The 16,963-nt window shown below is 44.9% G+C and carries 13 protein-coding genes; 9 read left to right on the forward strand and 4 right to left on the reverse strand.

Annotation, left to right across the window (positions count from 1 at the left end):
* Positions 1-160 precede the first annotated feature (160 nt).
* On the forward strand, positions 161-454 hold the full coding sequence (locus tag OO778_RS22735; RefSeq protein WP_005392536.1) for a hypothetical protein: 294 nt from the start codon (positions 161-163) through the stop codon (positions 452-454).
* Positions 455-553: 99 nt separating this feature from the next.
* Here OO778_RS22735 and OO778_RS22740 read toward each other — a convergent pair whose 3' ends face one another.
* The 3 genes from OO778_RS22740 to OO778_RS22750 form a co-directional block, all read right to left on the reverse strand.
* Positions 554-2,512, reverse strand: a complete 1,959-nt coding sequence (locus OO778_RS22740) for a monovalent cation:proton antiporter-2 (CPA2) family protein (RefSeq protein WP_264911813.1) — start codon at positions 2,510-2,512, stop codon at positions 554-556.
* Entirely contained in the window at positions 2,509-3,126 is a 618-nt protein-coding gene (locus OO778_RS22745) for an NAD(P)H-dependent oxidoreductase (RefSeq protein ID WP_203347925.1), read from the reverse strand. Before OO778_RS22745 ends, OO778_RS22740 begins: the two co-directional genes overlap by 4 nt.
* 167 nt (positions 3,127-3,293) lie before the next feature.
* Positions 3,294-3,719, reverse strand: coding sequence for a universal stress protein (locus tag OO778_RS22750; RefSeq protein ID WP_005392539.1), 426 nt, complete (start codon positions 3,717-3,719; stop codon positions 3,294-3,296).
* A gap of 391 nt (positions 3,720-4,110) precedes the next feature.
* Here OO778_RS22750 and OO778_RS22755 point away from each other — a divergent pair, with 391 nt between their 5' ends.
* From OO778_RS22755 to OO778_RS22785, 7 genes are all read left to right on the forward strand, one after another.
* Complete coding sequence (locus OO778_RS22755) at positions 4,111-5,682, forward strand: ATP-binding cassette domain-containing protein (protein ID WP_264911816.1); 1,572 nt, start codon at positions 4,111-4,113, stop codon at positions 5,680-5,682.
* 206 nt (positions 5,683-5,888) lie between these two features.
* On the forward strand, positions 5,889-8,048 hold the full coding sequence (locus OO778_RS22760; protein ID WP_264911818.1) for a prolyl oligopeptidase family serine peptidase: 2,160 nt from the start codon (positions 5,889-5,891) through the stop codon (positions 8,046-8,048).
* A gap of 530 nt (positions 8,049-8,578) precedes the next feature.
* Complete coding sequence (locus OO778_RS22765; protein ID WP_005479226.1) at positions 8,579-9,370, forward strand: hypothetical protein; 792 nt, start codon at positions 8,579-8,581, stop codon at positions 9,368-9,370.
* A gap of 90 nt (positions 9,371-9,460) precedes the next feature.
* Positions 9,461-10,603, forward strand: a complete 1,143-nt coding sequence (gene vmeP / locus OO778_RS22770) for an efflux RND transporter periplasmic adaptor subunit VmeP (RefSeq protein ID WP_031816976.1) — start codon at positions 9,461-9,463, stop codon at positions 10,601-10,603.
* Between the two features lie 10 nt (positions 10,604-10,613).
* On the forward strand, positions 10,614-13,754 hold the full coding sequence (vmeQ, locus tag OO778_RS22775) for an efflux RND transporter permease subunit VmeQ (RefSeq protein ID WP_264911821.1): 3,141 nt from the start codon (positions 10,614-10,616) through the stop codon (positions 13,752-13,754).
* 120 nt (positions 13,755-13,874) lie between these two features.
* The gene (locus tag OO778_RS22780; protein ID WP_264911822.1) at positions 13,875-14,999 is read left to right on the forward strand and encodes an outer membrane protein transport protein; all 1,125 of its coding nucleotides are present in this window, start codon (positions 13,875-13,877) and stop codon (positions 14,997-14,999) included.
* 176 nt (positions 15,000-15,175) lie between these two features.
* Positions 15,176-15,973 (forward strand): hypothetical protein, encoded by a 798-nt coding sequence (locus OO778_RS22785; RefSeq protein ID WP_074189888.1) that lies wholly within the window; start codon positions 15,176-15,178, stop codon positions 15,971-15,973.
* A 48-nt stretch (positions 15,974-16,021) separates the two neighbouring features.
* Here OO778_RS22785 and speG read toward each other — a convergent pair whose 3' ends face one another.
* Entirely contained in the window at positions 16,022-16,561 is a 540-nt protein-coding gene (speG, locus tag OO778_RS22790; RefSeq protein WP_041853120.1) for a spermidine N1-acetyltransferase, read from the reverse strand.
* 245 nt (positions 16,562-16,806) lie between these two features.
* On the opposite strand from speG, the gene OO778_RS22795 reads away from it, so the two are divergent.
* Positions 16,807-16,959: a hypothetical protein gene (locus tag OO778_RS22795; protein ID WP_005375418.1), complete on the forward strand. Its 153-nt coding sequence runs from the start codon at positions 16,807-16,809 to the stop codon at positions 16,957-16,959.
* Positions 16,960-16,963: the final 4 nt, after the last annotated feature.

Genomic DNA, 16,963 nt, shown 5'->3' on the forward strand with positions numbered 1-16,963 from the left:
GATTTAAATCAGATGAGATTCATACCGGCTCATACCAGCACAACAATAATTGTCTACTCCAATGAGACAGATCAATCTTCATTATTATTTCACCCCACGTTCAAACTCCCTCGTCTACACTCATGGGTGAGTTGTCAGTTGGCAGACCAAGGAGGCGGCCATGATTGCGGTTCATAGAGATTATTGTTTGTCTAACAGTTCGGATTTACATGCTCACGTTAAAGTTAACCCTGTCGGTAAATTAGAAGTTGAGATTGTAGAACTTCAAGAGCGCCATACCACAGAGTTTGATGATTTGTCTTTTGAGAGTCGTGGGTGTGAAACTCGAATCTGTGGTAAAGAAGACACAACTCCGTGGCAGTTCAATCTTGCAGTTACTGATGCGTTAGAGCTTTCTCATTTAGTGGAAGAAGCAAACGAAGAGTATGAGATTTTAATGAATGATCTTATGTAATCTCGTGAGAAGATCATTTTATCCTGCACGGCATGTGACTCGGTACTGAAAAAGAAAAACCTCCCAAACGGGAGGTTTTTAATATTGAGCAAGTTACCGTCAGAGCGGCTCTTCTCTCGGCGGTGTTAGTTCTTGAACGTTATCTTCATTGAAGTCATCGGCGTAACCTTTCGGCGGTGGCGTCCAACCACGTTCTGAGCGCGAGAGTTTGTCATGGCGATCTTTTTGCATCTCTTCCGCCATTTTTTCCTCTAACTGAATAAACAGTTGTCGGAAATTGTTGTCATAACGTTCGCCTTCAGAATCATCTTCCCAAGCTTTGTAGAGTATCTCGGACTTGCGTGCTTCAACACGCTTGTATGTCGCTTTTTGCTGCTCAACAAAGAAGGGATGAATACCAAGTGCTTTCATCGTGTGACCGCCCATCTCCAATGCGGAATGGTAGGTTTCCGATTCAATAATATCAGCCCCAGCTTGACGCAAAAGATAGCCGTGACCACGGTCAAAGGCGCGTGCGATCACCGTTACTTTGGGGTACGTGTGTTTGACGTACTTCACCAGTTCCACACTCGATTCTTGGTTATCAATTGCGACGACCAACGCAGCCGCATGCTCGATGCCTGCAGTGTGTAGCATATCTGGTCGAGTCGCATCGCCAAAATAAGCACGAGTGCCAATCTGGCGCATGTTATCAACTTGGTTGGCTTGGTGATCGAGCACCACTGTTGTTACACCATTAGAAACAAGCAAGCGGTTAACAATCTGACCAAAACGGCCGATACCAGCGATGATTACTGTGCCTTTTTCTTCAATCGTATCGCTTTCTCTTTCGTTTGATTGAGTTTCAAAACGCGGCAGTATTAATTTGTCAAATAGAATGAACAAGCCTGGCGTTAAGAACATTGAGATAGCAACAACCAGCGCAAGAGTTTGCGAGAGTTCAAACGGAATGACGTGGTTTTGCACAGAGAAGCTTAGCAACACAAAACCAAATTCACCCGCTTGAGCCAAGCTTAAGGTAAACAGCCAGCGGTTGCTGCCTTTCACTCTAAATATCAGCGCGAGAATAAATAGCACCAAGGCTTTCAATACCATCACGCCAATGGTCAGTGCCATGATCAACCAGAAGTCACCAAATAGAACTGAGAAATTGATCCCAGCTCCGACTGTGATGAAGAACAGACCCAGCAGCAACCCTTTAAATGGTTCGATATTGGACTCTAGCTCGTGACGGAATTCGCTGTTCGCCAATACAACGCCAGCCAAGAAGGTTCCTAAGGCAGGAGATAAGCCCACTAAACTCATCAGTGCTGCGATGCCGATCACCAGCATCAATGCGGTGGCGGTAAAAATCTCACGCAGCCCAGAGCTAGCAACATAGCTCAACAGAGGTCGACTTAAAAAGTGACCACCAACGACGACAATCGCAATCGATGCTATGATGACTATTCCGTACGCCCAGCCCGGTAAATCGGCCACGAGGTTTAAATCGTCATGATGCTGCGCAGCCGTTTGAACAGCATTTTGTGCTTGTTCGACTAACTCCGGCAGGGCCAGCAGTGGAATAAAGGCCAACATCGGGATAACAGCGATATCTTGGAAAAGCAAAACAGAGAACGCGTTTTGTCCGCCTTCTGTCTTCGTTAACCCTTTTTCGCTAAAAGTTTGCAAAACAATTGCGGTAGAAGAAAGGGCGAAAATCAAGCCGATGGCTAAGGCAATGGTCCAAGGCTGCTCAAAGTACAGGGCAATACCCATAATCGCCGCGATGGTACCGCCAACTTGAAGACCGCCTAAGCCCATTAAACGATTTCGCATTGACCAGAGCATTTTAGGCTCTAGCTCTAACCCCACTAGGAATAGCATCATCACCACGCCAAATTCGGCAAAGTGCTGAATTGTCGTTGTTTCCTCACCGACTAAACCGATAATTGGACCAATTACCACACCAGCGATGAGGTAACCTAAAACGGAACCGAGCCCTAAACGCTTGGCAAGTGGTACCGCAATCACAGCGGCAATCAAATACACGAAGGCTTGTAAGAATATCCCTGTCATGAAGCCTCCTTGATGAGCTTCGGAAGTGCGCTGTTGAGTTTGATTAATGACGCAGCTGCTTCAACATCTAGTCTATCTTCGACTAATGCTGTTAGCAGGCTTTTGTACCGTTCGGCATGACGGGGAATTCGTCCTTCCTCTTCGGCTGTACGTGCGCCGAACAAAGCAAGAGGCGCAATGTAGTGCATACCCGTGAGCGCTGACATTTGCTCGATAGGAGCGAGCAGTTCCCGAATCGTAAAATGGTTGTAGCCTTCGGCTTTATAGGCTTCTTCCTTGCCACCGGCCGAAAGTACGCACAGCATGGTTTTACCTTGTAGTTCGGTTCCTTCAGTGCCGTAAGCAAAGCCATACTCCAAAACCAGATCTTGCCACTCTTTTAAAATTGCTGGGGTTGAATACCAATATAGTGGGAATTGAAAAACCACTACATCATGCTCACGCAAGCGTTGTTGTTCACGGTCGATATTGATATCGAAACGAGGGTATTCACCATAGAGATCAACACATGTCACGCCTTCAATTTTTTGAGCTTCTTTGAAAAGTGGAGTATTCACTTCTGAACGATGCTGGGAAGGATGAGCAAAGAGAATTAATACTTTTTTATTCGCCATAAGGATCCTTGCTATCTAAATAACCATGCCCGGTAGGAGCGCAGGTTGGTTAGAAAATGTAACTCATAAATGGCCGTCAAGCTAGCTTGGAAAAGTGCTTAAGCTGTTTCAATATCAATAAAAAACCACCAAATAAGTTGGTGGTTTTGGCAAGCGTCAAATTCTAATTAATCATGAATAGGAACGACTAAAATATCGACTGGTGACTTGTTGATAAGATGTCTTGAGTAGGAAATGATTTTGCTCCAGAAATCTTGGTGATGGCCACAAATCAGCAAGTCCACTTCTTGCTCTTTGATGGTAATTTCGAGCTTATCGGCTAAATCACCAGTACCCACGAAGAAGTGTTTGAGTGGATAATCCATGTACTCACTGAATGTTCTCAAACATTCCATAGAGTGCTCATTCAGCGGCCTTTGGTCTGGGTTCTCTTTAATGTCTACGAGCTCACGATAAATTTCCCCGTGAGTTCCATCAATATGGATGAATGAAATATCGGAGTCGAGATAGTTAGCCATCGCTACGGCTCTGTCGATCAGAACTGTGCTCTCATCGGACAGTTCGAGTGCAACAAGGATATGTTTGTATTTCATTACCACGCCCTTATGTGGATTAGCTTTACTGTAAGCATAGTATGGCTTGGGCAAAATTTGTGTAGATAAGATCTCGAAATCGTTCAAAGTTTTGATAAATAATGCTGCTTGCTTTTTAGTCAGAAAACCCGCTAAACTTCGAAAATCATTTCTCTAGGAGATTACGCCAAAATGAAGAACTAAACCTGTTATCCATATTTTTACTTATTTTTTGGATCTGCAGGGTTAGTAGGCGTAGCTCACTTTCCGATATTTCTTTGCAACAAGACAAATTTTTGATTTGACGTTTATCGTCGAGCTTTACATAAAGCTTAATGCGTTTGTGCACGCGTTTTGTTGCAATCTCAAATCATAGCTACGGCTGTTGTCCCTGTCATACAGGAGGCAAATTATGCCAGTTTTACAAGCTTTTAATGTTAGCCATCAGTTTGATAATGGCGAGACGCTATTCCAGTCTATTTCTTGTTCCATGACTAAACGACGTGTTGGTTTGGTTGGGCGCAATGGCATCGGTAAGTCGCTTTTGGCTTCCATTTTGGCGGGCGAAACTCAGCCTTCCAGCGGTGTAGTGACTTTTCCCTCTTCTTTCATGATGTATCGCCAGCAGCCGTCTGATTTGCTTTCAGGTCAGCAATCGATCGCCCAGTTTCTGGGCAAAGATGCGGTCTTGCATGCTTTAAAGCAGATTGAACAAGGTGATGTTTCTGAGCATTGGTTCGAACTGGTTGGCGAACAGTGGGATATTGAACCGAAACTCAAACAGCAGCTTGCTGCGATGGGCTTGCCGCAAGACCCTGATTTCTCATGTGCTCGGCTCAGTGGTGGTCAGTTGGCGCGTTTGCAGTTATGGCAATTGTTTGAAAACGAAACGGAGCTTTTGATTATCGATGAGCCATCCAATCACCTCGATACCGAGGCGAAACAATGGCTGATAGAGTCTATGAGGCATTTCGGTGGCGCGATTTTACTCATCAGTCACGATCGTGAGCTGCTGCGAGCAATGGAGGAAATTTGGGAACTATCGGGCCTAGGCTTACAGGTTTTTGGTGGAAATTACGATGTGTATGCCGAGCAAAAACGCACTGAGCTGCAAGCGGTCGAAAGGCAGTTAGTGCAGGTCGATAAACACAAAAAACGGTTAGCTGAGCAAGCCCAGAAAAATCGTGAAAAAGCAGACCAACGCGCCGCGCAAGGGAACAAACTGCGCAAAGACGGCAGTCAGCCCAAAATTTTGCTTGATGGCAAAAAGGATAGCGCGACCGCCAGCACATCAAATCGCAATAAGAATGAGCAACTCAGACAAGCGCATTTACAAGCCAAAGAGCGGGCGTTGCAATCGCGACATGAGCAGCTCAAAGCGCAAAAGCTTTATCTTGCAGATAATCCGAACCGTTCGAGAAAAGTGTTGTCGATACAAGAAGGTATATTGCCTTTTGGGGATTCTACTCCTATCACTTTGCAGATTTTTGCGAACGATAAAGTCCATCTCAAAGGGAAAAATGGCTGCGGAAAGTCAACCTTGTTAAAGACGTTGCTTGGCGAGTTATCGTTGCTGAGTGGTGAGCTGCAAGTGAATACACCCTTGTATTATCTCGACCAACACTTTGGCGCAGTGAATCCAAATCTTTCGTTACTTGAGAACGTAATGGAGACCTGCCAAGAGATGACGGAAAGTGAAGCGAGAACCTTATTGGCGGGGATCGGTTTTCGTCGAGACGCTGTGTTTCGGTTGGGGCGCGTACTGAGCGGTGGCGAGAAGATGAAGCTCGCGATGCTGATCGTCAGCCATCAAAACTCCCAGCCTTTGCTGCTGCTTGATGAGCCAGATAACCATCTCGATCTCGATTCAAAAATAATGCTTAGTCAGGCGTTAAATGCATACAAAGGTGGATTTGTTCTGATTAGTCACGACCAAGATTTCGCTTCTGAGTCTGGGGTTTTGCGTCAAATCGAACTGAATTAAACGAAAGAGAGCAAACGCCATCGTAGCTCTTCAGCGTTGTTCCTAAGCTCTACACTTCCACTTACCGATATGTAGAATTCGCAGGAAATGAGGGAGTTAGGATGGCTTTCACAACTCGTTTAATGAAATTAGATTCATTTTGTCGATATATAGTAGAGTTCTGATGTATTGCACAAAAAGACAACAGAAAAATAAAAAGGAATTTCATGAAAAAGAACACCCTAGCATTAGCAACGGCTCTCGCACTCGGAAGTGTGTTGTCTGTGGCGCATGCAAATGAAGCGGCGCAGTCGTCGGCTGAACAGGTAAATCCGAAAGCCGTCACGTACCCAACCACACAAAAAGTGGATGTTGTCGATGACTACTTTGGTACAAAAGTGAGTGATCCTTATCGCTGGTTGGAAGACGATCTCAGCCCAGAAACCGCAGAATGGGTGAAGGCACAAAATGCAGTGACGTTTGATTATCTGTCGAAAATCCCTTATCGCAAGCAGATTGAAGAGCGCATTACTAAGCTCATGGATTACGAAAAACAAAGCCAACCGTTCAAAGAGGGTAAGTTCACTTACTTCTACAAAAATGACGGGTTACAAAACCAAGACGTGCTTTATCGGCAGCTAGGTGATGGTGAAGCAGAAATTTTCCTCGATCCAAATACTTTTAGTGAAGATGGCACCACATCGTTAGCGGGAGTGAGCTTTTCACGAGATGGATCTTTGGTTGCATACAGCATTTCGGAAGGCGGTAGCGATTGGCGAAAAGTCATAGTTCTAGAGACAGAAACCAAAAAGCCCGTCGGCGAAACGCTGGTGGATATTAAGTTCAGCGGCATCAGTTGGCTCGGCAATCAAGGCTTCTATTACTCAAGTTATGACAAGCCACAGGGGAGTGAACTCTCCGCGAAGACAGATCAACACAAGCTCTACTTTCATAAGCTTGGGACGAAACAAAGTGAAGACCAGCTGATTTTCGGCGGCTTTGAGGAAGAGAAATACCGTTATGTTGGCGGCTATACGTCGGAAGATGAACGCTACTTGTTTATCTCAGCCAGCATATCGACATCGGGTAACAAACTGTTCTTTAAAGATCTGAGTAAGCCAAACAGCCCGCTTAAAACCATTTTAGATAACACCAGTTCTGATACTTGGGTAATAGACAACCAAGGCACGAAACTGTACTTGGTTACGAACCTTAATGCGCCGAACAAACGCGTCGTGACGGTGGATGCGAGTCAGCCGCAGCCCAAAAACTGGAAAGATTTGATTCCTGAAACAAAGAATGTGTTACGCGTTTCTACCGCGGGTGGCAATTTGTTTGCGAGTTATATTGTTGATGCGATCTCGATGGTGAAGCAATACGACATGAACGGCAAACTCATCCGAGAAATCAAATTGCCTGATATTGGCAGCGCATACGGTTTCTCGGGTAAAAAAGAAGAAACCGAAGTCTACTATTCTTTCACCAACTACAAGATGCCAAGCACTACGTATCGTCTGAACATCAAAGATGGTGATAGCGAGGTGTACTACAAATCTAAAGCGCCATTTGACCCTACTTTGTATGAATCTCGCCAAGTGTTTTACACCTCAAAAGACGGAACAAAAGTGCCGATGATCATCACCTATAAAAAAGGGACACCGATGGACGGCAGCGCACCAACCATCCTATATGGTTATGGCGGCTTCAACATTAGCCTCACACCATCTTTTAGCCCGACACGTGCGGCTTGGCTGGAGCTTGGTGGTTTTTACGCGGTAGCGAACATTCGTGGCGGTGGGGAGTATGGTAAAGAGTGGCACAACGCTGGCATTCAAATGCAAAAGCAAAATGTGTTTGATGACTTTATTGCGGCGGCTGAATACCTAATTGATGAAAAGGTAACGTCATCAAACAAGTTAGCCATTAACGGTGGATCGAATGGTGGCTTGTTAGTGGGGGCAGTTATGACGCAACGTCCAGAGCTGTTTAAAGTGGCGCTGCCAGCAGTCGGCGTACTGGACATGCTACGTTATCATACTTTTACCGCAGGTGCTGGTTGGGCGTATGACTACGGTACGGCAGAGCAAAGTAAAGAGATGTTCCAATATCTGAAAGGTTATTCGCCAGTGCACAATGTAAAAGCGGGGGTGGAATACCCAGCAACATTGATTACAACGGGTGATCATGATGATCGTGTTGTTCCTGCTCACTCTTACAAATTTGCTGCTGAGTTGCAGTCAAAACAGGCGGGTTCAAATCCGACCTTGATTCGCATCGAAACCAATGCAGGACATGGTGCTGGCACACCAACGCGTAAAATAATTGAGACAAATGCAGATATTTATAGCTTTGCACTGTTCAATATGGGGATAGAGAAACTGCAATAGTGCGAATCGTTTGCGTTTTTAGTTAACGAAATGCATTGGTGCTTTTGCACTCGAAAATAAAAGGAGATCACAGAGTGTGATTTCCTTTCAATTTATTGTGGAGTAACTATTCTAAATTGACCGCAAGGCTAATTAAATTAAGGTATTTGCAATTTATTACAACTCTCTTCTTTACCTGAAGAGTAATATACGATACAAATAAAACTTGATCGCGATCACCTAACACCATTGCACTCCTTATTTATATGGTAAATTTAATTAATCATTTGTTCTAATGATAATTGAATTTTCATAAGTTTTAATATTCCCTTCTTCGTAAAGCTTACCAAATTTCAAGTTATATAAGATATAAGTAGCAGTGATTGAACTTTTACGACGCTTTATTTTATTTTAATTAAAACGTCTAATGTTTCGTCATTATTAAATTTGCTTTGATAATTTATATTATCCAAAGCGAGTTGTGTTGCTTGCTATTTATGATGACCTCATGACGTGAATAATTTTATAATCATTAAAATGGATACAGTTTTATGAATTTAGTGAAACCGTCTGTTGTTATCATGGCAGCAGCCCTTCAACTCGCGTCTTCTGCTTATGCTCAGACAAATAATGACGAAGAACTACAAGATATGTCTGACCCACTTGCGGTTTACACCCAAGCGGGCTTTGGTATTACTGACAAAGGCGCGAACATCAAAATCGGTCAAACTTACCAATCTAGCCAGCCTGGCACCATGGCGATGAACATCATCGAAATGAAAGGCATTGGTGGTGAGCTATTTGGCATTCGCGACAATGACGATCCAATGTATGCCAATGTTGATGACAGCATTGACTCTTTCCGACTACGTAATTTCCAAGTAGAAGTCGCAAAAGGTCTAGGCCGTCAATTAGATGTAAACTACGATGTTGATAACGATAAATTAGATGCATCTTATAGCTTTATTCAAGGCCTACCTAAGTTTGGCATGTTGCAGTTATTTCCTTTAGCTGGTGCGGGTGTCACTATTGCTAATGATTTTAGTGGTGATGACAAAGGTTATGAAATTCCAGGTACTTTCACCGTTGTCGGTATGTACTCAAAAATTGAATTAACCGATAAAATCTGGATTAACTACAACCCAATGTATATGCATACATTATCAGGGTCTAGTCAATATAAAGATACTTATTACGCGGGTGAAGATAATATCTTAACTCATGAGTTTGCGTTGTCTTATCAAATTAATCCTCGCGCAAATATTCGTTACTTTGCAAACTGGAATGAGCACGTTAATTTCGGTGATGGTGATCACCGTATCGAATTTAACTACCAATTCTAACTCCCTCGTTTATTTCCAGAATAGAAAGTGTGTTTATCCATATATTTAAATGTTTAGGCTAGGGCACTTTCTACATAAAGTAGGTTTATCATGAAAGCCAAATATAAATTTGCGTTGGTATCTATTGCTATATCTTCTGCATTACTATCAGGATGCAAAACTGGCGATATCGCAACGAAAACTGCCCAAGCACCCTCTGTTGAAACCGTTACCCTAACCGAAACAAAAATCACTCCTTATCATACTTTTATCGGTCGAACTGAAGCGGTAAATGACGTTGATATTATGCCTCGAGTCGGTGGCGAATTAACCGCGATTCATTTTAAAGATGGCGATATGGTCGAAAAAGGCCAATTGCTGTTTGAAATCGACGACCGTCCTTACAAAGCGGCACTGGCGTATGCAAAAGCGTCGTTGCAAAAAGCAAAAGCACAACTCGTTCAAACTACGCGTGATGCAGAACGTGTGAAGAAACTCATCAAAGATAAAAGCATCAGTGAGCAGCAATACGATGACGCCATTGCCGCGTACGCCGCAGCGATTGCTTCGGTAGAAGAGGCGAAAGCGACGCTGGTTTCAGCAAGGCTCGATCTTGAATTTAGCTCTGTGCGTGCTCCTTTCTCAGGCCGCGTGGGTTTCAGCAACTTCCGAGTGGGTGACCGTATTTCGAAAATTCAACTCGTTCCTCTTGTTTCGATCACTCAAATCGACCCAATTCGCTTTGGCTTTGATGTGGATGAGAAGCTCTACCGCCGCGTAAGAAGTGCGATTGATGTGGCTCATCGTAACGATGACAAACTGGATGTTGATTTAACACTGACGCTTTCAGACGGTTCATTGTATCCGCTTGATGGCAAGATCTACGCCGTTGGCAACAAGATCGATTTAGAAACAGGCTCAATTCGAGCAGAAGCACAATTTGATAACCCAACTTACGCGCTAATGCCGGGTGAATATGGCAACTTGACCATCAAGCTGCGCAACAAAACCATTGATGGTTTGCTTATCCCATCGGCGGCTGTTCAGCAAGACCAAGCGGGTGACTACGTCATGGTGGTTGGTGATGATCACGTGGTGTCACGTCGTAACGTTGAACTCGGTCAGACCTACGGTGTGAAACGTGCTGTGCTGACTGGCTTGGCGGCTAACGAAAAAGTCATCGTTAATGGTCTACAAAAAGTGCGTCCGGGTGCAACGGTGAAAGACGTTGAATTACAGAGTGAACAAGGCTGAGTGAGTACTGATGTTAAGTAAATTTTTCATTCACCGGCCGAAGTTTGCTTTGGTGATCTCACTGGCGATGACATTGATGGGTATGATCGCCCTGAAAGTCTTGCCAATTTCTGAGTATCCTCAAATCTCTCCAACGGTAATTACGGTGAGCACCATGTATCCGGGTGCAAACGCGGACGTGGTTAAAAAGACGGTAGCACAACCGATAGAAGCCAAAGTCAACGGCGTTGAAGACATGATTTACATGTCTTCTGTGATTGGTAACGATGGTTCATACACACTACGTATCTATTTTCGAGTGGGCGCAGATGGCGATATGGCGCAGGTTCGTGTGAACAACTTGGTGGCGCAAGCGACGTCTTCTCTCCCACAAGAAGTAAACCAAATCGGTGTGACGGTTAAGAAGAAATCTTCCGACATGTTGGGCGTTATTACACTGCGTTCTCCGAAACAGTCTCACGATAGTATCTACCTCTCTAACTATGCGGATCTCAATATTGTTGAGCGTCTAAAACGTATCGAAGGTATGAGTGACATTACGCTGCTGGGTAAGAAAGACTACTCAATGCGTATTTGGTTGAACCCAAATAAACTGGCCACCTTGAAGCTTTCCGCTAGTGATGTTATTGGCGCAATTAAAACGCAAAACATCCAAGTGGCGGCGGGTAAGATCGGTGGTATGCCAGCTCCGGGTGACCAGCAATATCAATATGTTTTGCAAACCAAAGGCCGCCTTACTTCTGCGGAAGAGTTCGAGAACATCATCATCCGTGCGAGCAAGAAAGGTTCTTTGATTCGCTTGAAAGATGTGGCTCGTGTGGAAGTTGGCGCACAAGGTTACGAAGCTGATGGTCGTATGAATAACGAACCAGCCGCCGTTCTGGCCTTGTACCAGTTGCCGACAGCGAACGCGCTAGACGTGATGGAGCGCGTGAAAGAGGCCATGACAGAGTACGAGAAATCGTTCCCAGATGATTTGGTTTACGACATCGCGTATGACTCTACTGAATACGTAGAGACATCGATTGATGAAGTGTACGAGACGCTGGTGATTGCGGTACTTCTTGTCACCTTCGTTGTGTACGTTTTCTTGCAGAACTGGCGAGCGACCATCATTCCAACCTTAGCGATTCCGGTTTCCATCATTGCGACGTTCGCAATCATGGGCGTGATGGGCATGACCATTAACACCATCTCGTTGTTTGGCTTGATCCTCGCCATCGGTATCGTGGTGGACGATGCGATCATCGTGGTAGAGAACGTGGAGCGGGTTATCCATGAAGAGCATTTAGACCCGATTCCGGCCACGATCCAAGCCATGAAAGAAGTGACGGGGCCAGTATTGGCAACAACGCTTATTTTGTTGGCGGTATTCGTACCGGTTGCGCTATTGCCGGGTATTTCTGGTCGAATGTTCAACCAGTTCGCGGTCACTATCTGTGTGTCGGTGCTGATCTCTGCGATCAACGCATTAACGTTAACGCCAGCGCTTTGTGCGTTGATGTTGAAATCAACTCACTCGCAACCTATTGCGCCTTTGCGTGCGTTTAACCGAGGTTTTGAAGCAATAACGCGCAAATACCAAGGTTTAGTTGGCTTCTTGAGCCGTCGTATTGTGCTGAGTATCGGTGTGTATGGCGCGCTTATTGCGGTGCTGGCGTTTGCGTTCATGACCGTACCTTCTTCTTTCGTACCGAACGAAGATAAAGGCGTATTCATGGTCGAAATGCGTTTGCCAGACGCAGCAGCATTGCAGCGTACTGCACCATTAATGAAGAAGTACGTTGATGAACTAAAACAGATGGAAGGTGTGGAGAACGTGGTTTCGGTTGCGGGCTTCTCGGTAATTAACATGGCGTCTATTCCAAACTCGGGCATGTTGATCATCAAACTGGATAACTGGAGCAAACGTAAAGCCCCTGAGCTACACCAACGCGCATTGATGAATAAAGTTAACCAAATGCTGAACTCAACGCCAGATGCCGCTTCGTTCGTTTTCGCGACGCCAGCAATCAAAGGTATGGGTGCGGTGGATGGTTTCAACCTTGTGCTGCAAGACAACTTGGGCCGTTCTCCACAAGAGTTGGCAAAAACAACCGCTGATTTTGTTGCCCAAATCAACCAACTGCCTGAAGTGGCGCGTGCGTTCTCGATTTTCCGTGCGAACATTCCGCAACGTTACATCGATATTGACCGCGATAAAGCGATTTCGATGGGTGTACCGTTGAATGAAATCTTCAGCACACTGCAAGCACAGTTGGGCGGTGCCTACATTTCTGACTTCAACTTGTTTGGTCGTTCGTACCAAGTGAAAGTGCAAGCAGAAGAGCAATACCGTGACAACATCGACGACATCGACCATCTGTTTGTTCGCTCAAGCTCTGGAAAAATGGTGTCACTGGCAACGCTAGTGAAAGTGAAGCCGATCTTCGGCCCTGATACCTTGTCGAACTACAACATGTTCAGTTCTGCAACCGTGAACGGTGCGCCAGCGCCAGGTTACAGCTCGGGTGATGTTGTAAAAGCCATTGAAAAACTGGCTGCGGAATCTTTGCCAAGTGGTTACTCGTACGAGTGGTCAGGCATGACTTACCAAGAGATGAAAGCAGGCAACATGGCACCAATCGCGTTCGCACTGTCTTTGCTGTTCACCTACTTGTTCTTGGTGGCTCAGTACGAAAGTTGGACTATTCCTGCTGCGGTAATGATGGCGGTTCCAGTCGCGATTCTCGGCGCTATGGGCACGCTACTGCTGGTGGGACAACCGTTCGATTTGTACGTGCAGATTGGTGTGGTCATCTTGATCGGTATGTCCGCCAAAGTGGCGATTCTTATCGTGGAATTTGCCAAAGTTCTGCGAGAAGAAAAGGGCTTATCCATCATTGATGCTGCCAAAGAAGCTGCTCGAATCCGTTTCCGTGCAGTACAGATGACTGCGTTCGCCTTCATCTGGGGGGTATTCCCGTTGGTGATTGCATCGGGTGCTGGTGCGGCATCTCGTCACTCACTGGGCTTTGCGGTATTCGGCGGCATGATTCTCTCTACGTTTGTAGGCACGTTGCTGACGCCGGTGTTCTTCGTGATGATGCAATCTCTGCGCGAGAAGTTTAAGCGAAAGAAACCCACTGAACTTGAGGTGAGCGAGCAATAACGCTGATTTCAACCGACTAACTCCACAACACCCCCACGCTGTGTGCGATTGGCCAATGCCTTTCATTGATATACAACCACCGTCGCAGCGTGGGTTCCCCTAACAATAATAGGTTTTAACATGAAAAATCTTTCAAAAATCGTCGTAGCGAGCTCTCTACTGACGTGTGCTGCTGCGCAAGCGGGTGGGTTATACCTTTACGAAACTACAGCATCGGATATTGGTTTGGCATCCGCTGGTATGGCGGCTCGTGCGCAAGATGCCTCAGTAATGGCAGCAAACCCGGCTGGTCTGGCGAATGTTTCTGGTAAATCCTTCTCTGGTAACCTGATTGGCCTTTACGGTGACGCGCAACTAGACACGATGACTGGTGATGCGGGCAACGTGATTGGTTTTGTTCCTATGGCGTCGGCATTTTACAGCCAACAAGTGAACGACAAATGGACGCTGGGTATTGGTTTATATGGCAACTACGGTCTTGGCCTCGAGTACGAAGGTCTTTTGGATAATCATTTAGATATTCCTACAGCAACGACGCAAGCCTTGACCATTCAACCTTCCGCTTCTTACCGCATCAATGATCACTGGTCTGTGGGTGCGGCGCTTGGTATTCAGTACGGTATGTATGAAGTAGAAGGGACGTTGGCTAGCTCTGGCGTGCATAAAAAATACTTAGACGAAGACCAAAATACTCAGGTTAATGGCCGAGTAGGTGTGCTTTATGAGGCAACATCAGGCACGCGTCTTGGTCTGTCTTACTCTTCTGAAACCGAATTTGAATTCGACAATAGTAACTCCATTGCTCCGCAACAACTGATCTTCAGTGCTTACCATGAAGTGAATGATGACCTAGCGGTGATGTGGAACGTGAATTGGCAAGACTGGAGCGAATACACAACCGCGCTGAAGGCTGCAGATTTGGTCGATGTAGAGACACAAGACACTTACCAAATCGCATTGGGTACTCAGTACAAACTGAATGAAAAAATGGTGTGGAATGCAGGCTTTGCATTCGATACCAGCATGTATGAAAGCCAATCAAACGGTGACATTACCGTTCCTACTGGCAAGGCGTACCGCATTGGTACAGGCATTGATTACAAATTGGATTCAGAAAACTCAATTGGTTTCGCGTTTGAAGCGGTCTTGATGGAGTCTTCAGAAACAGAAACGCCACGCTTACAAGCTGGCTTTGATGAGCCTGCGCTGTACTTCATGAGCATGAGCTACAACTGGAAAAACTAATCATTCCTAATCGCTAAAACGCCTTCCTTACAGGCCATTCTACCCTAACTACCTGCACTGGATACTGTCATGCCATCTGAGGTAGTTAGGGCGCTTCTGTCACATCCAGTGAGTGATGATTCAAAAAGTATCTGCGCAGCTAAGTGCGGGTATTCAACATCTCAAAGGACTAAAAAATGAAAAATAAACTAGCGTTAGTGTGTACGACTTTGTTGGTCAGTACGCTGGCTCATGGTGCCGAGCATCGAGTAAAAGACAATAAAAACAAGTTGGCGGATGACCCAACAAAAGTCATCACGAAATTTGGCGCGTCGTACGCAAACAACTACGATTTTGATGATCAAAACATCTCATTCTCGGGCTCACTTGCGCTTGACCAAGCGCGCAAAATTAACCTGCGTATCAATGATGATGCGAGCGAGTGGCGTATTGGTGGCTCGTGGTTGTTTCCGGTCGGTATCGTGAACTTCAACTTCGGTAAAAATGAATACGTAAACGGCGCGGATCAAACCAACTACAGCGTTGGTACCTTTATGCCGCTAAGTTATTTCGGGATTGAGCCAGCAGGCTTCCAAATTTTCCCAATGGCAGGCTATACGTACAACACTGGTGATGTTCCCGTATGTGACGGTGCAGAAAGTAGCCACTGTAGCGAGCCTAACTTTACGGGCACTCCAAGTGCAGAGAATGGCTTCAATCTGATGAGTTCTTCTGGCAGCAGTGGTTACGTTGGTGCATTTGCGCTGAAATCGTTTACCAAAGAGCTGACGTTAATCAGCTTCGCAGCAGGCACTTACGGCTCAGAAAACAGTGAAGGAGAGAACTACAAAGGCTTCTTTGGTGGTATCGGCCTTGGTTATCTCGTGAATAAACGTCACTCGTTTAACGTAATGACGTTTGTCATGGACAACAACACGTATTTAGATGAGGCAGATAGGCGCGTCGCATTATCTTACCAATATCAATTTGAGTAAATTGAAAACGCAGCAACGATGGCTGCGTTTTTACTTTGATGGAATAAATTAGTGAATCGCGTTCTTTTCTTCGATCTTTTTCTGATATTGGTGTTTTAATATATACATACGCTTAACATCGCTATAGGCTCCGTTAATAAAGTATTCTTCTACTAAATGGCCTTCTTCAATAAAACCACATTTCTTATATAAATGAATAGCGACTTCATTATCCACTGCGACCAATAAGTATATTTTACGTAGATTAAGAATCGAGAAGGAGTAATCCAATGCACGATTAATCATCTCTGTCGCATAACCTCGTCCTTGATGCTCTGGGGCGATGATTATCTGAAACTCAGCGCTTCGGTGAATGTAGTTGATCTCAATAAGTTCGACCAATCCAATCACTATGCCGTCTTCATCTTCAACCACAAAGCGTCTTTCTGCGTCATCATGTATATGTTTTCGGTACAGTTCTTCGAGCTCATCATAAGATTCATAGGGCTCTTCGAACCAGTAGGCCATGATATTTCGGTTGTTATTTAGTTCGTGAATAAAGCGCAAATCAGAGCGTTCTAGTGCACGCATTTTTAGGCCTTTCTTCATCATTTATCTCCAATGAGGCGAAGTAAACCTCCGCAATTGATGCTAGAAAATCTTAACGTATTTAACAAGAATAGCGCATCTGTTTTTGGGAAATATTGTGTTTTTTTCAATATGGAAACTTAGAGTTCACGCCAAATAAAAATTAATCTTTACGATAAAAAATTCGATTAGGTGGTTTGCCTAATATCATATTAAATACCGCGCAACGACTTAGTGTCTTAATCTAAATAAACAAGGTATTCAATATGTTTTCAATCGGTGACGTAGTAGTAGCGACTAAAGGTATCGATCTTGGCGAAATGGTTGTTACAGGTTTAAGCAGTGGCGGTTTTTACACACACGTAAAAGCAGGCGAGAAAACGCTAACTTACCCAGCTAAAGATCTTAAGAAAGCATAATTAA

Origin of the sequence: Vibrio sp. STUT-A16, from assembly GCF_026000495.1 — a bacterium.
Lineage (GTDB): Bacteria > Pseudomonadota > Gammaproteobacteria > Enterobacterales > Vibrionaceae > Vibrio > Vibrio diabolicus.